Source organism: Polyangium mundeleinium (genome assembly GCF_028369105.1).
GTDB classification, from domain to species: Bacteria; Myxococcota_A; Polyangia; order Polyangiales; family Polyangiaceae; genus Polyangium; species Polyangium mundeleinium.
In genome coordinates, this window is sequence record NZ_JAQNDO010000001.1 from 6,024,987 (window position 1) to 6,045,929 (window position 20,943).

At 67.3% G+C, this 20,943-nt stretch carries 16 protein-coding genes and 1 riboswitch; of the genes, 7 read left to right on the forward strand and 9 right to left on the reverse strand.

The window, feature by feature from the left end; genetic code table 11:
• Position 1: 1 nt before the first annotated feature.
• The 4 genes from POL67_RS23930 to POL67_RS23945 all read right to left on the reverse strand — a co-directional run bounded on the left by POL67_RS23930 (position 2) and on the right by POL67_RS23945 (position 6,273).
• A complete protein-coding gene (locus POL67_RS23930; RefSeq protein ID WP_271920875.1) occupies positions 2-1,000 on the reverse strand; it encodes an NAD-dependent epimerase/dehydratase family protein in 999 nt (332 codons plus the stop codon).
• Between the two features lie 42 nt (positions 1,001-1,042).
• On the reverse strand, positions 1,043-2,668 hold the full coding sequence (locus POL67_RS23935) for a hypothetical protein (protein ID WP_271920877.1): 1,626 nt from the start codon (positions 2,666-2,668) through the stop codon (positions 1,043-1,045).
• Between the two features lie 87 nt (positions 2,669-2,755).
• Positions 2,756-3,778 (reverse strand): ribonucleotide-diphosphate reductase subunit beta, encoded by a 1,023-nt coding sequence (locus POL67_RS23940; RefSeq protein WP_271920879.1) that lies wholly within the window; start codon positions 3,776-3,778, stop codon positions 2,756-2,758.
• Positions 3,775-6,273 carry a ribonucleoside-diphosphate reductase subunit alpha gene (locus POL67_RS23945; RefSeq protein ID WP_308789551.1) on the reverse strand — a complete coding sequence of 833 codons (2,499 nt, stop codon included), beginning with the start codon at positions 6,271-6,273 and terminating at the stop codon, positions 3,775-3,777. Before POL67_RS23945 ends, POL67_RS23940 begins: the two co-directional genes overlap by 4 nt.
• A 257-nt stretch (positions 6,274-6,530) precedes the next feature.
• Positions 6,531-6,741, reverse strand: a riboswitch (cobalamin riboswitch).
• Positions 6,742-6,925: 184 nt separating this feature from the next.
• On the opposite strand from POL67_RS23945, the gene POL67_RS23950 reads away from it, so the two are divergent.
• Positions 6,926-7,819, forward strand: coding sequence for an alpha/beta hydrolase (locus POL67_RS23950; protein ID WP_271920881.1), 894 nt, complete (start codon positions 6,926-6,928; stop codon positions 7,817-7,819).
• Positions 7,820-7,821: 2 nt separating this feature from the next.
• Positions 7,822-8,448 carry a hypothetical protein gene (locus POL67_RS23955; RefSeq protein WP_271920883.1) on the forward strand — a complete coding sequence of 209 codons (627 nt, stop codon included), beginning with the start codon at positions 7,822-7,824 and terminating at the stop codon, positions 8,446-8,448.
• 69 nt (positions 8,449-8,517) lie between these two features.
• Here the strand turns inward: POL67_RS23955 and POL67_RS23960 are convergent, their stop codons facing one another.
• Positions 8,518-9,120: a glutathione S-transferase family protein gene (locus tag POL67_RS23960; RefSeq protein ID WP_271920885.1), complete on the reverse strand. Its 603-nt coding sequence runs from the start codon at positions 9,118-9,120 to the stop codon at positions 8,518-8,520.
• 145 nt (positions 9,121-9,265) lie between these two features.
• On the opposite strand from POL67_RS23960, the gene POL67_RS23965 reads away from it, so the two are divergent.
• On the forward strand, positions 9,266-10,009 hold the full coding sequence (locus POL67_RS23965) for a hypothetical protein (protein ID WP_271920887.1): 744 nt from the start codon (positions 9,266-9,268) through the stop codon (positions 10,007-10,009).
• Between the two features lie 43 nt (positions 10,010-10,052).
• On the opposite strand, the gene POL67_RS23970 is transcribed toward POL67_RS23965, so the two are convergent.
• Entirely contained in the window at positions 10,053-11,780 is a 1,728-nt protein-coding gene (locus POL67_RS23970) for an amidohydrolase family protein (protein ID WP_271920889.1), read from the reverse strand.
• 168 nt (positions 11,781-11,948) lie between these two features.
• Positions 11,949-14,333 carry a pyridoxal-dependent decarboxylase gene (locus POL67_RS23975; protein ID WP_271920891.1) on the reverse strand — a complete coding sequence of 795 codons (2,385 nt, stop codon included), beginning with the start codon at positions 14,331-14,333 and terminating at the stop codon, positions 11,949-11,951.
• A 203-nt stretch (positions 14,334-14,536) separates the two neighbouring features.
• Here POL67_RS23975 and POL67_RS23980 point away from each other — a divergent pair, with 203 nt between their 5' ends.
• Together POL67_RS23980 and POL67_RS23985 are read left to right on the forward strand one after the other, a co-directional pair.
• A complete protein-coding gene (locus POL67_RS23980; RefSeq protein ID WP_271920893.1) occupies positions 14,537-15,229 on the forward strand; it encodes a helix-turn-helix transcriptional regulator in 693 nt (230 codons plus the stop codon).
• Positions 15,230-15,366: 137 nt separating this feature from the next.
• On the forward strand, positions 15,367-16,188 hold the full coding sequence (locus POL67_RS23985; RefSeq protein WP_271920895.1) for an NAD(P)H-binding protein: 822 nt from the start codon (positions 15,367-15,369) through the stop codon (positions 16,186-16,188).
• A gap of 24 nt (positions 16,189-16,212) precedes the next feature.
• Here the strand turns inward: POL67_RS23985 and POL67_RS23990 are convergent, their stop codons facing one another.
• Positions 16,213-16,554, reverse strand: coding sequence for a helix-turn-helix domain-containing protein (locus tag POL67_RS23990; RefSeq protein WP_271920897.1), 342 nt, complete (start codon positions 16,552-16,554; stop codon positions 16,213-16,215).
• Positions 16,555-16,680: 126 nt separating this feature from the next.
• The gene (locus tag POL67_RS23995; protein WP_271920898.1) at positions 16,681-17,457 is read right to left on the reverse strand and encodes a crotonase/enoyl-CoA hydratase family protein; all 777 of its coding nucleotides are present in this window, start codon (positions 17,455-17,457) and stop codon (positions 16,681-16,683) included.
• Positions 17,458-17,616: 159 nt separating this feature from the next.
• On the opposite strand from POL67_RS23995, the gene POL67_RS24000 reads away from it, so the two are divergent.
• Positions 17,617-20,142, forward strand: a complete 2,526-nt coding sequence (locus POL67_RS24000) for a hypothetical protein (protein WP_271920900.1) — start codon at positions 17,617-17,619, stop codon at positions 20,140-20,142.
• 377 nt (positions 20,143-20,519) lie between these two features.
• Positions 20,520-20,885, forward strand: a complete 366-nt coding sequence (locus POL67_RS24005; protein ID WP_271920902.1) for a hypothetical protein — start codon at positions 20,520-20,522, stop codon at positions 20,883-20,885.
• Positions 20,886-20,943: the final 58 nt, after the last annotated feature.

Consider the following 20,943-nt stretch of genomic DNA (forward strand, 5'->3'; position numbering starts at 1 on the left):
CTCAGATCCATTTCTCGCGGCGGTACCATTCGAGCGCGAGGCGCACGCCTTCCTGGACCTCGACCTTCGAGCGCCAGCCCGTCGCCTCGCGCAGCGCGTCGCTCTTGCACGTCCACGCCTCCTGCGCGCCCATCTTCGCCTTCTGCCGGTTGAAGAGGCGCGGCTTCTTGTCGAACCGCGTCGCGATCTCGCCGCCGAACGCCGCCACGTCGACGAGCATCTCCGGCAGATCCATGGTGAGCACGCGCCGGCCGCTCGCCTCGACGATCGCCCCCTGGAACCGCTCCCAGGTGACGGGGTCGTTGTCGCACACGAAAAACGCGCGGCCCTTCGCGCCGTCGTGCGCGGACGCGACGAGCGTCGCCGCGACGAGGTCGTCGACGTAGATGCCCGAGAACCAGCGCTTCTTGTTGCCGAAGAAGACGTTCCGGCCGCGCTCGACCTCGCGGAACAGGTTGAAGTAGTCGACGTCGCCCGGGCCGTACACGCCGCCGGGCCGCAGCACGGTCCAGGGGATCACGTCGCCCGCGCGCTCGACCACACGCTCGGCTTCGAGCTTGCTTTGCCCGTAGAACTCGATGGGGCGTGGCGCGTCCGTCTCGATGTGCGGGCGCGCCGCGCTCGAAGGGCCGTAACTCGCGAGCGAGCTGACGAGGACGAAGCGGCGCACCTCGGGGTGCTTCTTGCGCAGCGCTTCGAGCAGGTTCTCCGTGGGCATCACGTTCGCGCGCTGGAAGTCGGCGTACGCGACGCCCTTCGTCGCGCCCGCGACGTGCAGCACGTAGTCCGGCTTCTCCTCGCCGAACAAGCGTTCGAGGCCCGCGCGATCGTCGTACTCGACCTCGACCGAGCGCCCCTGCTTCGCCGGAGGCGAGCCGCGCCGCCGCAAGGAGACGACGTCCACGCCGCGCGAGGCGAGCGCGCCTTGCAAGCGCCCCCCGATGAAGCCACTCGCGCCCGTGAGGAGGACTTTTCCGGTTGAAATTCCGAGCTCTTCCACGTCGCCGCTTTGCCTCAACTGGCGCGGGGCGGCAAGAGCCGATCAGAGGAGCGTGAGCGTCTGCAGGATCTTGAAGGCCTCCTCGCACGCCGCGTCGGTCCGGCAGCGGGCCGTGAAGTGCAGATACCCGACATCGACGCCGCCGCCAAAGCTCCCCAAGCTCGGGAGGCAAAACGGCGGGCAGACGGCCTCTTCCTCGGAGAAGTGGACGGCGAAGGCTTGCGTGAATCCCTCGCCCGTCGCGTAGATATGGGCCGGATCCATCCACTGCGCGACCGCGTGGTACCTGCCGATTCGAACAGGCAAAGGAGGGCGCACGTCGGCGGTGACGAGGTCGGGGTCGGGGCGCGCGCTCTCTCGATCGAGGAGGAAATGCGCGCTGACATCATGCCGGTCGAGGTGGAGGATCGCGCCCGGGCCACAGGAGAGGCCGTTTTTGCTGGAGACCTCGACGTCGGGCGGCGCGAAGAACGTGAATTGCCGCGCGAAGGTTTGCCGGACCCAGGTCTCGGGCACGCCGCTCGGCGGGCGCTCGACGCAGTGGCCCCGCCGGCACATCGGGGAGGGCTGCGCGCTGCACACCTCGTACGTCGAAACGCACTTTGCTTCGAGCCACTCACGCGCGATGCGATCCGCGTCCTCGGTCGAGGCGTGTCGATTCTCGAACCGGAAGCAGCCGTCGAGGTCGTACCATTGCTCGCCGCGCAACGTGGTGCGGCAGTCGTTGTCGTGTGTGCAGGTGGAGGCGCGATCCATCGCGATCGCGTACTGATCCGCGAACTCCTTGCAGTACGCGGGAGGCCCGATCCGCGCCGCGGCCTTTTTCCGCGCCCTCGCCTCGGCCGCGGCCTGCGCGTCGGCCCGCGCCGCGAGCACGTGCACGTCATACGTGGCCTTCCCGACGCCGAGCGCAGCTCCAAACGCTGCCACCTGCAAGGCAAACGGCGCGATCTTTCGCAGGCGCCATCGCGAGAACGCCGCCCGCATCACGCCGGACACCACGGGCGAACCCGCGAACGCGATTCGTAGGACCTCGGACGCTCGATCCGCAGACGACGGCGCCTCCAGCGTCCACGGCGCGCCGCGCTCGCGATACCCCGCGGCCCCGGGCGCCTCCTCCGCCTGCACGATCCTCCCCGCGACGACGACCCGATCGCCGTGCGCGACCGAGCGCATGCGGAGCGGCCCTGCGGGGAGGGGATCACGAGCCCCGCACGCCGCGCGAATCCGCGTCGCCGTTTCCTTGGGCAGCACGTCGAGCGCGCCGTCCCGCGCCTCGCGTGATCCCGCCACGACCCGCGTTCTCCCGCGCAGATCCACCGTCCCGTCCCGCATCACGAGGCGGAGCCGGGGCGCTCGCGCATTCGCCGCGCAAAACGGGCCCGCGGCCGTGGCCGCCGCGGCGGGCGCGCCGTCCTCGAACCGGGCTCCCGGTTCGCCGACGACCTCGAGCACGCCTTCGAGCGTGACCTTCGTCTCCGGCTCGAGACCCGCGAGCGTGGCCCGCGCCTTGCCGAGCGCGCGCCGCGCCGCCTGCGCCTCGCGCCGCGCCGAAAACGCGGTCCCGAGCGCCCAGGCGACCATTCCCACGAGAAACACAGCCGCGCCGCCGAGGGCCCCGGCGATCGCCGCCGTCTCGGGACGCTGAAAGGGATTCTCGGTGAGCATCACAGGAAGCGCGATGCTACCACGCGTGCGGGCGACGGGAAGGGGGAGGCGAAGGCGCGGGCGGAGGCGGAGAACGCCAGGGGAAGGTCAGAACGCGGCGTCGAGCACGACCTCGCCGGACACGCCGACCTGGTAGGCCGAGACGCGCCGCTCGAAGAAGTTCGTGACCTCTTGCACGTCCTGGAGATCCATGAACGAAAACGGGTTTTTTGTTTTGTAGCGCTTCGGGAGGTCCAGCGTCGCGAGGCGCTGATCAGCGCAGAATTCGAGGTAACGGCGGACGTCGCGCGTCGACATGCCGGCGATGCCGTCGCCGAGCAGGTCCTCGGCGAATTGCATCTCGCAGTCGATGGCCTCCTCGATCATGTCGTTCACCGCGCTGGAGAGCGCGTCGTCGAAGAGCTCCGGCTCCTCGCGCCGCACCGTCTTCACCACCTCGAAGGCGAACGCCATGTGCGCGCTCTCGTCGCGGAACACCCAGTTGGTCCCCGCCGCGAGCCCGTGGAGGAGCCCGCGGGAGCGAAGGAAATACACGTACGCAAACGCGCCGAAGAAGAAGAGGCCCTCGATGCAAGCGGCAAAGCAGATGAGGTTCAGGAGGAAGGCGCGCCGCTGCGCACGCGAATCGAGCTGATCCAGCGTTCGCGTGGCGTCGAGCCATTTCATGCAGAACGCGGCCTTCTTCCGGATGGAGGGGATGTTCTCGACCGCGGCGAACGCGCGGTGGCGGTCCTCCGGGTCGGGGACGTACGTGTCGAGGAGCGTCAGATAGAACTGCACGTGGAGCGCCTCTTCGTAGAGCTGCCGCGACAGGTACATCCGCGCCTCGGGCGCGTTGATGTGCTTGTACAGGTTCAGGACCACGTTGTTCGCGACGATGGAATCGCCCGTCGCGAAGAAGGCGACGAGGCGCTGCACGAGGTGCCGCTCGGCGTCGCTCATCTTTTTCTTGAGGTCGCCGACGTCGGTCGAGAAATCGACCTCCTCGACGGTCCACGTGTTCTTGATGGCCGCGCGGTACATCTCGAAGAATTTCGGGTACGACATCGGCCGCAGCGTCAGGCAAAGGCCCGGGTCGAGCAGGCGGGCGGGACGGGTCGCCGCGCTCATTGGCAGGCCTCGCAGCTCTCGGGGTTTTCGAGGGAGCACGCCACGGCGGCGTCGTCCGTCGTCGCAGCGCGGGGAGGCGGCGGCGTCCATCCGGGCGTGCCGCCGGGATGGCCCTCTCCGCTCGATGTCGATTTCGGCTCCTCGACCGTGGCCTTCGCGATGCGCGTCGCGGGGCGCGACCGCAGATAATAGGTCGTCTTCAGGCCTTTTTTCCAGGCGTAGAAATACATCGACGAGAGCTGGCCGATGTTGGGGCTCTCCATGAAGAGGTTGAGCGATTGGCTCTGGTCGATGAAGGCCCCACGATCGGCAGCCATGTCGATGAGCGAGCGCATCGGGATCTCCCACGCCGTGCGGTAGATGGCGCGCAATTCCTCCGGCAGCTCGTCGAACCGCTGCACGGAGCCCTCCGCGAGCTTGAGGCGCGAACGCATGGCCTCCGTCCAGAGCCCGAGCGCCTTGAGCTCGCGGGCGAGGTAACGGTTCACCTGGAGGAAGTCGCCGGAGAGGGTTTCCCGTTTGAAGAGGTTGCTCACCTGCGGCTCGATGCACTCGTAGCAGCCGGCGATGGAGGCGATCGTCGCGGTCGGCGCAATGGCGCAGAGCAGCGAGTTGCGCATGCCCTGCTCGACCATCCGGGCGCGAAGGAGCTCCCAGCGCCCGAGGTCGTCCGGCGTCACGCCCCACGCGTCGAACTGAAGCTCGCCCCGCGCGGCGCGGGTCTCTTCGAATGCCGGGTGACGCCCCTTTTCCTCCGCGAGCTCGACGGACGCCGTGAGCGCGTGAAAATAGACCTCCTCCGAGATTTGCTTCGAGAGCGCGCGGGCCTCGGGCGCGTCGAACGCGAGACGCATCTGAAAGAAGACATCCTGAAGCCCCATGAGACCGAGCCCGATCGGTCGCCAGCGCAGGTTCGACGCCCGCGTGATGGCGATGGGGTAGTAATTGAGGTCGATGACGCGGTCGAGCTGCCGGACCGCGGTCCTCACGGTGCGGGCCAATTTGTCGAAATCGAATCCCACGATGCGGCCGTCGACCACGATCGTGTGTCGCGCGAGGTTGATCGAGCCGAGGTTGCAGACGGCCGCCTCGTCCTTCGAGGTCACCTCGATGATCTCGGTGCAGAGGTTCGAGAGGTGCACGACGCGCCCCGGGAGGGCCGTCTGGTTGCAGGCGCGGTTCGACTTGTCCTTGAACGTCATCCACCCGTTCCCGGTCTGCGCGAGCGTGCGCATCATGCGCGCATAGAGGTGACGCGCCTTGACGGTCTTGAGCGCCAAGCCTGCTCGTTCGACCTCCTCGTAGCGGCGCTCGAAGGCTTCGCCGTAGAGATCGGGGAGGTCCGGCACGGTCTTCGGGTCGAAGAGGCTCCAGTTCGCGTCGGCCTCGACGCGCTTCATGAAGAGATCCGGGACCCAGTTGGCGAGGTTCAAGTTGTGCGTACGGCTCGCCTCGTCGCCGGTGTTGTCGCGCAGCTCGAGGAACTCCTCGATGTCCGCGTGCCACGGTTCGAGATAGACGCTGCACGCGCCCTTGCGCTTGCCGCCCTGGTTGACGGCTGCGACGGACGCGTCGAGCGTCTTGAGCCACGGCACGATGCCATTGGAGTGACCATTCGTGCTCTCGATGAGGGAGCCGCGCGAGCGGACACGGTGGTACGCGAGCCCGATCCCGCCCGAGAACTTCGAGAGCATCGCGACGTCGGTGTAACTCCGGTAGATGTTCTCGAGGTGATCCTCGGGGGAATCGAGGAGGAAGCAGCTCGAGAGCTGCTCGTGGCGCGTCCCTGCATTAAAGAGCGTCGGCGAGCTCGGCAGGTATTCGAGCGACGAGAACAGGTGGTAGAGCCCGAGCGCGTCCTTCCCCGTCTCCGACAGGGCGCACGCGATGCGCATGAAGAACTGCTGCGGCGTCTCGAGGACGAGGCGCGAGGCGGGGTGCTTGAGCAGGTAGCGGTCGTAGACCGTCCGGAGGCCGAAATACTCGAACTCACGATCACGCTCCTGGACGAGCGCGTCGTTCAGCTTGCGGGCATTCGCCGCGACGAACGTTTGCAGGCGTTCGTTGACGAGGCCGAGGCGATGCCCCGCGGCGATCGACTGCGAAAAGGCATGGATCTCCTGATTGCGGACTTCCTTCTCGATGTACGTCGAGAGGAGCCGGGCCGCGAGCCGCGCGTATTGCGGCTCCTCCACGATGAGCCCGGCCGCCGTCTGGATCGAGAGCTGATCGAGCTCGCGGGTCGTCGCGCCGTCGTAAAGGCCGCTGATGGTCTTGGTCGCGATGCGCAGGGCATCGACGTCCGAAAGCCCCATGCAGCATCGGCCCACGGCGCGTACGATCTTGTTGACGTCGACTGGCTCGCTCGAACCATTGCGCTTTTTCACGCGCATGGTCGTTTGCGTGTAGGTCTCGCCAGACGTCGAGCTCGTCGTCCGCGGGGTCGTCCGCAACGGCGCCGCGCCGTTGTTGTTCGGGCTCGTTTCGTTCTGCACCAGGCTGCCTCCTCTCCGGCCTCGGGATTCCGAGCAGGACCAGACCGCTCGGGTTGAAACCCGCGAGAGAGGAAGCCAGTCGAGGCGCGCCCGCGCTGGGAACGTTGGAGCCCTCGGACCGACCTTCGCCCCCGCGGACGACTGGAACACCAGCGCGAGGGGACAGGTCGAGACCGGGACGCGCGCACGAGGGTGCGCCGCTCGGACCTTCCCGCCTTCCCACGAGGCTCCCAGGTCGAAACCGACGCCGGATGTTTCCCCGGTGTCGGGTGCGGGCAGGTCTTCGGACTCACGAGCACTTCGGCGATTGCCGGGTTCCTACTTTCCGCCGCTTCCCAGGACCCGAAGGACCCAGTGCATGAGGCGAATTTCGTTCTCGTTTACCGCTGCGGGGCAGTCCCGGAGTTTCACCGGGTTCCCTTTTGAAGGCCGGGCCGACGCCCAACCACCAGCACGGGCGCACCCTATGGTCGGATCACGCAGGGTGTCAACCGGGATGTTGGGACGATGCGCAAGTCGTTGAATGTACGTGTGAACTTCAGGCCGTCCGTCGACCGGGAGGCCCCGAGGTCACGGCGCGGGGCCCTCCCGAGGATGTGCTAGCCTGGACGCCGTGGCGTGCACCAGGGCACGACGGAGGAGGTGCGTCGACATGACACGTGCAATGCAGGGAGCTGTAGGCCTGATGGCGATGGGGTTGATGCATTGCGCACAGGCCCCTGTGGAGGGAGAGATCACGTACGCCGAAGCCCCGACGCCCCAGGGCAAGCATCCCTTGACGCTCGACATCCGCGTCCCGGAAGGGCCGGGCCCGTTCCCCGCGCTCGTCTTCATCCACGGCGGCGGCTGGATGTTCGGGGATCTGAGCACATACCGCGGCGCCATCGAGAACGCAGCCAGCCGGGGTTTCGTGGGCGTCTCGATCAATTACCGGCTCGCGAACGAATCCAACGACGAGGGCAGCGCGCTTTCCCCCTGGCCCGCGCAGATAGAAGATGTGCGTTGCGCGCTTCGATGGCTTTCGGCCAATGCCGAGACCTTCAAGATCGACACGGGCCGCGTCGCCACGGCGGGCGGCTCGGCCGGCGGGCACCTCGCGATGATGGCGGGGTATGCGCAGAACGAGCCCAGGTTCGAGCCCACGTGGTGCCCCCACGAAGAGAGCGTCGCGGTGCGGGCGGTCGTGTCGTTTTACGGCGCGAACGACCTCGCTGCCGTGTACGACACGTCGGAGGAGTGGTGGGTCAGGGCGTACATGACCCGCTGGCTCGATCTTCCGGACGGCGCCCGCACGGCGGACGACGCGGCGCAGTTTGCGGATGCAAACCCGGCGAGTTACCTGCGGACGGGGCCAAAGATCCCGTCGCTCATCCTCCAAGGGACCGCCGACACGATCGTCCCGCCGCAGACGCAGCGCGGGTTCCGTGCTGCCGCGGAAGGGGCGGGCCAAGACGTCTCGATCGAGTTCCTGGAAGGCGTCGGCCACGGTATCGACGCGATCGAGGAGAGCAACCGCGCCATCGACTGGCTGTCGACGAGGCTCTGACCATGTGCACTCGAAAAACATTTCCCGCGTGGGTGGCGGCGTCCACGGTCGTCCTGCTCGGCGCCGGGCGCTTGGCGGCAGAGGAGGCCGTCCCTGCGCCGGAGACGTCTCTCGCGTCGGCGCGTGCTGCGACGCCGGCCCCCGAGCCTCGTCCGACCCCTGGCATCTCCTTCCCGTTCCGGATCGGCGTCGGCGTCACGCCCGTCGTCGGCTACAGCATGGTCACGCTCGGGTATGGCGAGGTTCACTCCCTGGACAATGGCGGCTGGGTCCCGATCGACATCGCGCCTGCGATTCGGGTGTGGAGGTCGCTCGCCATCGAGCTCGCGGTCTCGGGAATGATCCCCATCAAGGACGCGTGGGGCTTTCCAGAATTCCGCCTCGCGGTCACGCCTGCCGTCCGCATCGACGGTTCCCTCCTGTACGCGCGCTTCGGCCCGCAGTTCATGTTCGGGGAAAACATGCGGGTCGGGGTTCAGGCCGCGGTGGGCGCGAAGGTTTATGGGCCGCTTTATGTCGGCGTCCAGGGCTTGGCCAGCCTGACCGACATCATCTTCGGCATCGGCCCGGAGATCGGCGTGCGATTCGATGACTGGCGAATCGTGACCTCTCGGAAACCACAAAACTGATCGGGCGGAGCGCGAGGGGGCCGGCGACGCATCCGCGGGGATACGTCCGCCGGCCGCCCGGGGGACGAATCAGGCGCGCTTTTCGAGGTAGGCCGCGACGCTCGGGAGCGCGCGGAAGCGGTCGTGGAGCGCGCGGAGCTTGGGGAAGTCCGCGAGGCTCTCGGGCTTCGTGCCGAGGTGGCTGTCGAGCGTGTCGAACGCGAGCGCGTCTGCGTAGGTCGGCGACGCTCCGCCGCCGAACCAGGTACAGCTTCCGAGCAGACCTTCCACGGTGCGCAGCGTCGCCGGCAAGTCGGCCCAGTACTTGTCGATCACGGCCTGGTCGGTGTGCATGAGCGCGGCGAACTGCACGGGCGCGAACTTGCCCCGCCAGTCGTTGATCGTCTCGGCTGCGACGTCCGTGTTCGTCTTCTCGGTCTCGTCCTTGCCAGAAAGGTCGAAGACGCGCGCGAGGTGACGCACGATGGCCATGGTCTGCGCGATCTGGCGCTCGCCGGATTCGCCGCGCTCGACGAGCACGGGGAGCTGGCCGAGGGGCGTCTTCGGCTTGAACTCGGGCCAGTTCGTGACGGGCGTGTTGGTGAAGGCGACGTTCGCCGTGGCAAACAGGAGCCGGATGGGCTCGGCGCGGCCACGGAGCGGGAAATAGAGCAACTCGTAGGAAGTGGACATGCCCGACCTTCTACCAGGAAGGGTCGAGCCCGAGAAGCCCGCAGGTCCCGAGGCCAAAGAGGCGCCCGAAGGTGTACGTCGCCCCCGATTTCCCTCGTGCGAATCCCCACGAACTCCTCTACCGTTCGCCGCCCGGAGGAGTCGAATGAGCGACGAAGATACGGACGAGTTCGAGGACGAGGACGAAGGCGAAGGCGACGAGGGCGACGGCGAAGAGGCCGAGAGCCCGCATGAGGTGAGCTTCGACGAGGACACGGAAGGTGTGCTCGTCGCGGGCAAGCGTTTCTCGGCGAGCCGCATGACGCGCAAGCAGATCGGCGAGTTCGCGCAGCACGTCCAGGCGGTCGCCGAGAAGACGGGGCATGCGGTCACGATCGTGGCTTCGGGCGACTTGACGGACACGGGGCCCGCGCCGGATGACACCGCCTATACGGAGGTGCACATCGGCTTCGAGGGCGGGCGCGGCGGTACGTATGGGCCGGATACGATCTCGCGCGACGTGGCGCTGCACGTGCTCGAAAAGGCGAAGGCGGTGCCGGCCGAGGTGTGGGCGGCGATCGGCGAGAAGCTCGAAGGGGACGCGCGCGAGGCGTGGGACGAGGCGACCGTGACGATGTACTTCACGTGCGTAGGACCTCTCACGGCCGCGACGCTCGCGTTCGGCGTGCTCGGGACCGAGGACGGCGAAGGGCCCGGCAAGTACATGCGGGGCGTGGACATGGAGCAGATGCCCCACGAGGAGGGCGTGTGGGGCCAGAAGGTCGCGTATGTGCAGTACGAGAGCCCGGAGAGCGAGGAGGTCGATCTCGGCGAGGCCGCGCACGCCGAGCGCGTGAAAGAGCTCGGCGACGAGAACGCGCGTTACTTCATCCTCGCTCGTTACGACTGACGCCTCGTCCGCCTGCGGGAGAACGGCTCGGCGCGCCCGGGGGTCACGGCTGCACGACGGATTGCTCGAACGCAGCCGTGTCGCTCTCGTGTTGCCACTGGATTCGCGCCTTGTCGTTCGCCCCGAGGAACGCGTCGCACGCGGCGGACAGCGTCGCCCCCGGGACGTCGGCCGCGCATTCGTCGACACGCGTCGTGAAGTCGTCGCGCGTCTTCCAGAGGCTCTTGCCCTCGATGAACGCGTGCTCGAGGCTCGTCCGGGCGAGCTTCTTGAGCGCGACGTAGCCGAGGCCGTGCTCCTCGACGGCGCGCACGTACTCGTCGGTGATCTCGATCCGAAGGATGCCCTGGTCGTCGGTCGACGGCGCCACGGGCACGTTCTTCGCCATGTACGCGCTGAGCGGGTGCTTGTCGCCCGCGATGCCGAGCAGCGTGTCATTGGATGTCAAACAGATCTCCACCATGACGCCCTTCTGGGCCATCGTCGCGAGGAGCTCGTCGGCGCCCTCGCCGGCCGTCTCACCGAGCACGTCGACCCCGTGGCCGATTCGCTCCGCCCCCGCGATGTCCACGGCATTGCGAATGTGATACGTGAGCTCCGCCTGGCCTGCCTGCGTCATGGGCAGGACCTCGGGAATGAGCTCGCCCGCGTGCAGGCCGACGTGGACCTTCTTCCGGTTCGGCTCCTGGTCATTGAAGGTGCGGAGGACGTTCACGGCGAGCATCTCGTCGTTGTAATAGAGGAGGGAGTTCGCATCCTCCTCCGGCGAGACGAGGTTGACGCCCACGAGCTCGGGGACGACCTGCGCGAGCTCGAATGCGAAGACCCACTGGCCGAAGACGTACGCGCGTGTTCGCGTGCGGGTGCCGGCGACCATGAAACGCACCTCGACGTTGCAGCCGGGATCGGCCATGGCGGTGCCGCAGTTGAGCAGCACGTCGGAGCCGGAGAGCGAGTTCGCGATGCTCGCCTTCGCATTGTTGATCGCGGTCTGGAAGCCGGGGTCCGCGATGATTTCGGTGCGCTTCTGCAAGAGGTAGGGCTCATCCCACCCGTCGCCCGGCATGACCTTGGTCTCGGCGATGTTGCCGACGGTGCCGGAGCCGAAGCCCTGCATCAGCTCGATGTACACCTGGTTGTTGTGCCCCGCCGTCGAGCGGACCTGCGCGAGCATGTCGTCGCCGCGGGACTCGTTGAGGACGGCGCCGAATTTGCCGAACGCGTCGAAGAAGTGCTGGTGGCCCTGGAGCAGGGTGCCCATGAAGCCCTCCATGGACCAGGCCATCAGGATGCTGTCGTAGAGGGCCTGGTCATTGAGCGCGTTCGAGATGGGCACGGCGTCTCCCATGCAAGGCCCGGCGGAGGCGAAGCCCGTGCTCTTGTTGAAGCAGGCCCCGTCGGCCGCCCCCCACTCGATCATGCTCTCGGGCGTCACGGCGCCCGAGGTGTGGCTATGCAAATCGGCGCCTTTCGGCATGTTTCGCACGAACCCCACGAGGGCCGCATGATCGTTGCGAACGGCCTCGAGCTGCTCGGCGACCTTCTCCTCGAGCGAGCCGCCCATTCCGCCGCTGCCGCCCATTCCACCGCCGACGCCGCCCTCGCCGCCGTTCCCGCCGTTGCCACCGGCGCCGCCCTCGCCGCCGTTTCCGCCAGCGCCGCCTTCCGCGCCGCTGCCGCCGTTGCCGCCCGTGCCCTCGCCGTTGCCGTCACAGCCGGTCGTGCCAATGAGCAGCGCACAGAGCGCGGACAAAACAATGCTACGTTGCATGGTGCAATTCTCCAAGATCAAAATCGCCCGCGTCGCCGACGGGGCGAAAGACGTCGATGTCGCCCGCGCACGGAGACGTCCGGCACGGGGACGCAGCGTATAGCGTCCTCGGATCTGTATTGCAAGATGTAATCGACGCGGCGAGGGGGAGGGCGAAGGAAGCCCGCTTCACCTGCTGGCGGTGAGCGCGCCCTTGGCCACGAACTGAGAGAATGCGCCGAGGAACTCGTCCATCGACACGGTTCCACTCCTGTCGATGTCGCACAGGCGCAAGAACTCGTCGATCTCGATGTCCCGATAGCCCTTCTCCCGGAATTTGGCCATCACCTCGCCCACGTCGAGGACGCCATCCCGGTTGGCGTCGATCTCCTCGAAGATCTGGAACATCGAGTCGCGCATCAGCGATTTGAAGATCGCATCGCGGAGCTCCTTCTCCAGCACGTCGAGCATCGACCCCTCGGGCGTCTCCAGGATCCATGGCTCCATCGTCGTGGACCTGAGCACCGTCACCGTGGTGCCGGGGGACGACGAGACCCCGAGGCGTCGCTTGTAGTCTTCGATGAAGACGCTCCCGTAGTGCTCTTCGCTGAAATCCGTCGTGCTCACGATCATTCGATACCCATAGATATCGTCGCCGGGATCGATGCTCAGGAGATCGTAGATGGCCTTGTTCAACCGATTGGCGAGGTCGAGGTTCGTATTCAGCGACCCGTCCGGGTGCTTGAAGTTCACGGCGTAGGTCAGGATGTTCTGATCGGGGCCGATCTCGGGCAGGAGCGCCATCGCCTCCGGGTCGGACAGGAGATCCTCGACGCTGCGTTGATCGATGCGATCACGAATGAAGCGCCGCTCGGTCTCCACGTCGGCGCCCGAGATCTCCGCGGGCAGCCGCGGGACCGGGACCACGATGAACCGATCCTCCAGGTCCGCCATGCTGAGCAGCCGCGCGTAGAAGCGCTTGCAATTGAACAGGCTCTTCCGATGAATCTGCCCGTATCCGCTCCGGGTAGGTCGAATGACCTTGTGGCTCAGGTACACCGCCGCCACCGCCGCGCCTGGCTTGGAGCCTTCGAGCCCGTAAATCCCCACGGTCGGCTCGGCATCCCCGTGGAGGATGTAGGGCGCCTTGAACGTCACCATGTCGCGCATGGCCGAATTGCGGTAACAGAGCGCCCCGGCCGGATAAGGGATGTAGCCCGATTTGTGCGGATCCACGGTAATGGAGTCGGCCCGGCCGAGGGCCGAGAACTGCGAGGTCACGTACCCGCTCATTCCGATTTCGGCCGCCGGTCCGGGGCGCTCGTCTCGGGGGCGCGGCCCCTCGTCGGGACGCAGGATGGACGCGAAATACCCACCCCATGCCGCGTCCGCGTGGACCGTGAACGACAGGCCCTCTTTCTGGAGCTTGTGGCGCAGCTCGAGAATCCCCTTGAGCGGATCCACGGCGCTCTCCTCGGTGCTGCCGATGACGGCCACCACCGTGATGACGGGCCGCCGCTGCGCGAGGCAATCCCGCAGCATCTTCTCCAGCGCGGCCAGGCTCATGCGCGCGTCGCAATCGACGGGGACATCGAGCACGTTGGCCGAGCCCAGGCCGAGCACCGCCGCCGCCTTGGGGAACGAGTAATGCTTGGTGGCGGGGACGAGGATCACCGGTGAAGCGGGCAGGTCCGCCCCGCAGCGGCGGTAGAGCTCGTGCATCCCCAGGTGCTGGAGCGAGTAGCACGACATGGCCTTCGTGATCGTATCGCTCGAAATGCCGTACTCCTCCGTGAGGCGCTCGGGCAGCGCGAGGATGTCGTCCACCTTGAGGTTCAAGAGCGACCACGCGTCGAGCGAGGCGAGGCGCGCGCGCCGGCCGTCGCACGTGCTCACCTCGATGTCGCGCGCCGCGGCGAGGGAGGACTCGGCCTTCAAGGCATCACGGAGCGAGAGCGGGTAAAACTTCAGATTCCTCGCTGACCAGAGGGCCTCGATGTTGGCCACGGTCCCGCCGGAGGTGATGTGTCCCCAGGGCCTGATGAGCCCTTTCGTGGCGTCGCCATCCTCCGGGACGGTGTAGCCGAGCATCCGGCACAGATCGTCCCCCACGATCATCTCCAGGAGGGTCGTCGAGGTCGACCCCTCGAACGCGACGTTGTTGGGGTTGTAAAGCATCGCCGCGAAATACCCCAGGATGCTGGGGAGCGACGTGTCCCAATTCATGTGTCCCTGATATCGGCCGCTGAAGAAGGGCACCGATTTCTTGAGGAACGACATGAGCGAGCGCAGGTTGTCCTTCAGCGTGTCCATCGCGTGGAGGTAGGACGGGTGCCGCTTGGCCTGCTCGGTGATGTGCGTGGGATCCTGGGGATGGAAGTTCCGCCTCCAGAAGGAATGGTCCCGAATGGCCTCCACGATGAGCTTCTCGAGCTCATCCGCGTTTTCGGCCTTGGTGCCCAAGAACCAAGCCTCCGGCGACCGGGTCCCTGCGCCCTTGAGGAAGGGTCTCTCGCCAAAGCTGAAATACTGCTTCACGCTCGGCTTGCCTGTCCGGGCTTTTTCGTCGCTCATTGTTCCGCGCCCCTTTCTGCCCCGCACGCCAGCATCTCCCGCGGCGAGGGCGAAGCCCCTATACAGGAGGGTCGCTCCCGTGGCCAAACGCGAGGGACCCACACGACGAGCGTCGGCTGGTTCTGCTGGGTCCCCGGGGCGGCGCGTCGGGCGACGACAATCGGGCTCGACGAAGGCTGCCCGCCCTGCAAGGGTCGTTGGCGATGGACAGGACCGAACGCCTCTTCGCGGTCATGGACGCGCTCCGACGCCATCGACGCCCGGTCACCGCGGCGCAGCTCGCGGCCGAGCAGGGCGTCTCGGTGCGCACGTTGTATCGAGACGTGCAGACGTTGATCGGACTCGGCGCGCCGATCGAAGGCGAAGCGGGCGTCGGCTATGTGCTCCGGCCTGGCTTCTTCTTGCCCCCGCTGATGTTCACGCCGGAGGAGCTCGAGGCGCTCGTCCTCGGCGCACGCTGGGTCGGCTCGCAGGTCGACGAGGGGCTCGCCGGCGCTGCGAAGAACGCGCTCGCCAAGATCGCGACCGTCTCGCCCCGCGACCTACGCGAGCACATGGCCGACGTGGGGCTCTGGCCGGTCGTGCTCCCCGGGGCCGGCGCTGCGCAGGTGCCCGTCCTCAGCCTCGTACGGCAGGCGATGCGGAAGGAGCGGGCGCTCGCGCTGCGCTACAAGGACGAGTCCGATCGCACCACCGAGCGCGAGATCTGGCCGGTGCAGATCGCGTACTACGAGGGGAAGCAGATCGTCGCGGCATGGTGCTGCTTGCGCGCGGCGTTCCGGCACTTCCGCACCGATCGGATCGTGAGCCTTGCGCCCACGGAGCGACCCTACGGCAAGCCACGCCGAACGCTGTCCCAGGCGTGGATCGAGGCCTGGGAGCGCGAGCACAGCTAACCCGCGTCACGGCCGGAGGGCCCACGGCAGGCGCGTGGTTTGCTGCTGCCACGTCTTGTCAGGAGGGGTGGTGCAGGTTCGTCGGGCGTCCACCTCCAAGGCGCCACGAGGACCGTTCACCCATTTCGAGAGAACCGATGAAAATACTCGTCACAGGCGCGACCGGCACCGTCGGCCGCGAGATCGTCAAGCAGCTTGTCGCGAAGGGTCACCACGTCCGCGCGCTGTCCCGCAATCCGGCCAAAGCGAGTTTCCCGGCAGGCGTCGACGCCGTGGCTGGCGACCTGACCACGCCGGAGACCTTCGCCAGCGCCTTCGAAGGCATCGAGGCCCTGCACTTGATCAACTTCGGCGGCGACGATCAGGCACCGCTGCAGACCGGGGCACGGATCGTTGCGCTCGCCGAACAGGCCGGGGTGCGGCGGATCTCGCTGCTGCTCGGCGGCGCGCCCGCGCCGCTCGACGAAGTGGTCGCCGCCGGGAACATCCATTGGACATTCCTGCAGCCGGTGGAGTTCATGGCGAACCACCTCGAATGGGCGGAGTCGATTCGCAGCGAGGGGCTCGTGCGCGAGCCGTTTCCCGATCGGCTGAGCGCGGTGGTCCACGAGGCGGATATCGCCGCTGTCGCGGTCGCCGCGTTGACACAGGACGGCCACGCCGGCAAGACGTACACCCTCACGGGGCCGGAGGTGCTCAGCCTGCGTCAGAAGATCAACATCCTCGCCGACGCCGCCAAGCGCGAGATCAAGCTCCTGGAGCTGACGGAGCAGGAGGCACGCGACCGGTGGCAGGCGATGGGGTTATCGTCCGAAGCAATCGAGTTCCTCGTGTTCGTTTACGGAAACACCCCGGACGTCGGCTACACCGTCACGCCTACGGTCGAGCAAGTGACGGGCCGGCCGGCGCGGACGTTCGCGCAGTGGGCGGCAGAGCACGCCGGAGCGTTCACTGCGTAGGTGAACAATCCCCCTGATCCAGGCTCATCTGTCGCTCTTCCGGTCCGCCTCCTTGGTCAGCTCCTGGCGTATCTTGAGCACATCACGATCGGGCAGCTTGCGTAGCAGCTCGGCGATGTGGGCGCGTTCGTCCTCGTGTGGGAAGGTGAGCAGGTAGAGCGGCGGCAGGCCGAGGCCGCGAGCGAGAACTACGAGCGAGATGGCGTTGAGCGCCACGAGGCCACGCTCGAAGCTCGAGAGGTGGCCCTTCGACATGCCGGTGGCGTCCGCGAGGGCGGAGAGGGACAGGCCACGCTCGATGCGGAGTTCACGTAGGCGTGCGCCTACCTTCGCGCAGTGGGGTTCGGGTTCGGTTCGTCGAGGCATGGCGAGGACATACCACAGGACAAACCGACGGTCGAGACAAACCTATGCGCGTGCCGCATCGCCTCGCCCCCAGCCGGTTGGTCTTGACAAGCCGTTTCGCCGGGACAGCCCTTTCTCATCGATGATCTAGCGCCCCTGGAAGCGGCCGGCGCGCCTTTCGACGAACGATCGCATGCCCTCGGCTGCGTCCTCCGTGCCCATGAGGGCGCGGGCGCGCTCTTCGAGGCGCGCGGCTTCCACCTCGGGGCCCTCGGTCATCGCCGCGCGCGCGGACGCGAGCGTGGCGCGAACCGCGATCGGCGCCTGCGCCGCGACGCGCTCGCAGATCCACGTGGCCCGATCGAAGAGCTCGGCCGCGGGGACGACCTCCTGCACGAGCCCGATCCGATACGCCTCCTTCGCGTCGAACACGTCGCCCGTGAGCAGCCAGCGCATCGCATTGCCGTGGCCCGCGATCTCCGGGAACCGGAGCGTGGCGCCGCCGAACGGGAAGATGCCGCGCTGCACTTCGAGCTGTGAGAAACGCGTGTCCTCGGCCGCGACGCGGATGTCGGCGGCGAGCGCGAGCTCGATCCCGATCGTGAAGCAATACCCCTGCACAGCGACGACCATCGGCTTCGTGAGGCGCCGCGGCCCGATCGCGAGCGGATCCACGCTCCCCTTCGGATAGAGCGCGCGCCCGGACGCGACCGCGGGCCCGACCTCCGCGAGATCGAGCCCTCCCGTGAAATGGCCTCCGTGCGCGAAGAGGAGGCCACAACGGAGGCCCTCGTCCTCCTCGTACGCCGTGTACGCCTGCGCGAGCTCGTCGAGCATGGCGAGATCGAATGCGTTGCGTTTCTCCGGCCTGCGGAGGCCGATGCGGACGACATGACCGAGACGCTCCACTGTGACACGTGCCATGGGCGGACGTTACCACGCCCTGGAGCTCGGCCGCGCCGGGAATCGAAACCCGCCCCGTACACCGCGCCGCTGCGCCCGGGGCGCCGGTGGCGCGCGGCATATGTCACCACCGAACATTGAAATGATTTCGTTTCCAGGATCGGGATGTCTCGGGATTTCATGACCTGCATTGCTATGGTGGTGGTCATGGAATGGCGCACGAATCGTCTCCACCCCGCATCCGTCCTTCGCGTCCTTTCAGGGCCTCTCGTGGTGCTTTTTGCCGTCGTGACGGCAGCCTGTGGGACTTCGGACGGCGTGATCTCGGGCGGCGCCACGTCGGGCAGTGCGAACGGCGGCAGCGGCGGGACGGGAGGCAGCGGCGGGACGGGAGGCAGCGGCGGGACGGGCGGCAGCGGCGGGACGGGCGGCAGCGGCGGCGGGACGACGGAAGCGCGGCCCTACACGTTCCGTGCAGGCGAGAACGGCTTCGAGATCAGCGTGAAGGGCGGTGAATTCGAGCCGTTCTGGCCGATCGGCATCAATTACAGCCATGCGATCCCCGGCACGTCGCCCGGCGAGTTTCTGGCGACACGCGAGCAAATCGTCGCGTGGATCGAGGCCATCGCGGAGCTCGGCGTCAATTCCGTTCGCATCTACACCGTGCAATCCCCGATCTTTTACGAGGAGCTCCTCCGGTACAACACCGAGCACCCGGACCACCCGCTCTTCCTCTTGCAAGGGGCCTGGCTCAAGGAGCCCGACGAGGATCCGTCGTTCTCGGGCATCCCCGATTACTTCGCGACATGGAGCGAGGTCTGGTTCCGCGACGAGATTGAAAAGGTCGTCGACGTCGTCCACGGCAACCGCGAGATCCCCTACGGCACGCCCGAAAACCCGATGAACTACGGCCGCGCCTTCGGCAGCTTCACGGCCGATGTCTCCCCGTGGCTCCTCGGCTGGCTCGTCGGCCGCGAGGTCGAGCCGCTCACCATCATGACCACGCACCAAAAATACTACGACGACCACTGCCAGGGGCAGCCGTGCGAGGTCTCCTTCTCGGGCACGTGGTTCTCCATCGAGCACGCCACGCCCATGGAGGCGTTCGCGACCGAGCACCTCGATTACCTCACGGTCTACGAGGAAGAGCGGTACGACGAGAAGCACACCATCGGGTTCTCCAACTGGCCCACGCTCGATCCCATCGATCACGTGGTCGAGTACGAGTACCCCGAGTCCGTCGACGACATGGAGCAGCTCGATCTGCTGAAGATCGAGGTCGCCCCGAGCTTCGACCCCGGGCTCTTCTTCTCCTACCACGCCTATCCGTATTACCCCGAGTTCGTCCTTTACGAGCCCGCTTACCAGGTCGAGGACGAGGTCGGGCCGAACTCCTACCTCGGCTACCTCGAAGACCTCCGGAAGGTCTACGCCGGCCGCACCTTGCTCATCGCCGAGATCGGGCACCCTTCGAGCCAGGGGACCGCGCATTACGCGAAATCGGGGCTGCACCACGGCGATTTCGACGAGGTCGAGCAAGCCAACGCCGTCGAGCGCTCGCTCCGGACGATCCGCCGCGCCGAGATGGACGGCGCGTTCCTCTTCGAGCTCATCGACGAGTGGTTCAAGCGGGCCTGGGTGGTCGAGCGCGTGGAGCTGCCGGCGGATCGGCGGAGGGTCTGGTACAACCCGATGAGCCCGGAGCGAAACTTCGGCCTCATCGCCGTGCGCCCCGGCGTGGACGGGATCCACCACGTGCTCGACGGGAAGGGGGACGACTTCCTGGTCGAGCCAAACGCCTGGCAAGAAGGAGTGCCTCTCGCCCCGCAGGGGGACGTGCACGATCCTCTGCGCACCCTCCGCGAGGTCAAGGTGGACTCCGACGAGGGATTCTTACACGTCCTGATCCGCGTCGAGTCGCTCGACCCGGACGGCAATGGAAAGGTCGACTGGGACCACGTGGACTACGTCGTCGGCCTCGACACCTTCCTGCCCGAGGCGGGCGACGCGTGCCTCGATCCCGAGTGTTCGCTCCGCACCGAGCGGGGCATCGAGTTCCTCCTCCGTATCGAGTCGGAGGAGGACGTCGCGCTGTTCGTCGACCCGCCGTACGACCTTTTCGGCATCTGGCACAAGGACCGGAAGGACTGGCAGCTCTATCACACGGCCCCCAACGCGGACGGTCTGTTCAACCCGGTCCGCACCATCACGAACAACTCGTTCTGGTACCAGGGAGAGATGCTCGCGCCGATCCTCTGGCAGGACACGGGGCGCTTCCGGACGGGCCCCGAAGCCGTGCGCTCGACGAGCAATTTCTGGTATTCGCTCGCGGACGGGACGATCGAGGTCCGCATTCCCTGGACCTTGCTCAACGTGACGGATCCCTCGCAGCGCCTCGTGGTCGACGACTACGTGCCCGGGCCGAAGAGCAAGCAGATCGAGCTCACCACCACGAAGACCCCCGGCTTTGGGCTCATGGTGGCCGCGCTCGGAGGGACGGCGGAGGCGGAGGGCGTGGTGGTCGACACGCTGCCGCGCGCCAAGAAGGAGAGCACTTCGTGGGTGATCCCCGCGGACGGGGTGGTCTCGTACACCTGGGCCGAGTGGGAAATCCCGACCTACCACGCCTACCGCAAGCGCTCCTTCGACCTGCTGAAAGAGGCGCTGCCGTCGATCGTCCCCGCGAGCGCAAAACCTTCGCCGTGACGCGCACGGCCCCGCGCCCGCGGCGGCATCGCCACGTCGTCCCGGCACCTGCGGCGCGACCCTTCATGCAAACCTTGCAGGGGACGGCCTTGCGAGAACCCGCCTGAGGTCCGATAGCGGATCCCACCGATCTCGAAGGATTTTTGGGGCATTCGTCAGGGCGGGCCGTGTGGACCCGGCTCCCGCGCGCGCCATCCGCCCCCGCCGCCCGCGTCATCGGTGGGCTGCGGACCGGGAGCCGCAGGACTGAGGTCCAGGCTCCTCAGCCATCCCACTACGTGAACGCCGGAGCCCAGGTCACGCCACGCCCGAGCGAGGGACTCGGGGCGGCACGACGATTGCAATGAGGTCGGCGCTACCAACAGAGGTGCGGACCCATGGCGCGTGTCCTGCTCATCGACGACGATCACGACCGGACGGAGATCATTGCCCGCGGATTGCGAGCGGAGGGGCTCGAGGTGGTGCCTGTGGGCACCCGCCGCGAGGCCTTTGTCGCGCTCGACGGCCCCGGCCACTTCGATTGCGCGCTCGTCGTGCTGGCCTTGCCGACCGGCGACCGGCTGGAGCTCGCCAAGGAGCTGCACGCGCGGTTCCCGGGCCTGCAGGTCGGCCTGGCACGCGGGCACAGGCTCTCGGTGCGTCCAAACGAACACACGAGCGAGCGCACCCTGCGTTTCGAGCCAGTCCCCGAGGACGGCCGCAAGCTCGCCAAGGCTCTTCGCTCGCGGCTCATCGCCGCCTGACCCCGGCCGGGTGCCGTCCAGCCTGGCACACGTGCCAGCACGTGCCCGGCACACGTGC

Coding starts and splice junctions, on each gene's coding strand:
- POL67_RS23935 (WP_271920877.1), bottom strand. CDS start 2,668: ATGCTCACCGAGAATCCCTTTCAGCGTCCCGAGACGGCGGCGATCGCC.
- POL67_RS23940 (WP_271920879.1), bottom strand. CDS start 3,778: ATGAGCGCGGCGACCCGTCCCGCCCGCCTGCTCGACCCGGGCCTTTGC.
- POL67_RS23950 (WP_271920881.1), top strand. CDS start 6,926: ATGACACGTGCAATGCAGGGAGCTGTAGGCCTGATGGCGATGGGGTTG.
- POL67_RS23955 (WP_271920883.1), top strand. CDS start 7,822: ATGTGCACTCGAAAAACATTTCCCGCGTGGGTGGCGGCGTCCACGGTC.
- POL67_RS23960 (WP_271920885.1), bottom strand. CDS start 9,120: ATGTCCACTTCCTACGAGTTGCTCTATTTCCCGCTCCGTGGCCGCGCC.
- POL67_RS23965 (WP_271920887.1), top strand. CDS start 9,266: ATGAGCGACGAAGATACGGACGAGTTCGAGGACGAGGACGAAGGCGAA.
- POL67_RS23970 (WP_271920889.1), bottom strand. CDS start 11,780: ATGCAACGTAGCATTGTTTTGTCCGCGCTCTGTGCGCTGCTCATTGGC.
- POL67_RS23975 (WP_271920891.1), bottom strand. CDS start 14,333: ATGAGCGACGAAAAAGCCCGGACAGGCAAGCCGAGCGTGAAGCAGTAT.
- POL67_RS23980 (WP_271920893.1), top strand. CDS start 14,537: ATGGACAGGACCGAACGCCTCTTCGCGGTCATGGACGCGCTCCGACGC.
- POL67_RS23985 (WP_271920895.1), top strand. CDS start 15,367: ATGAAAATACTCGTCACAGGCGCGACCGGCACCGTCGGCCGCGAGATC.
- POL67_RS23990 (WP_271920897.1), bottom strand. CDS start 16,554: ATGCCTCGACGAACCGAACCCGAACCCCACTGCGCGAAGGTAGGCGCA.
- POL67_RS23995 (WP_271920898.1), bottom strand. CDS start 17,457: ATGGCACGTGTCACAGTGGAGCGTCTCGGTCATGTCGTCCGCATCGGC.
- POL67_RS24000 (WP_271920900.1), top strand. CDS start 17,617: ATGACCTGCATTGCTATGGTGGTGGTCATGGAATGGCGCACGAATCGT.
- POL67_RS24005 (WP_271920902.1), top strand. CDS start 20,520: ATGGCGCGTGTCCTGCTCATCGACGACGATCACGACCGGACGGAGATC.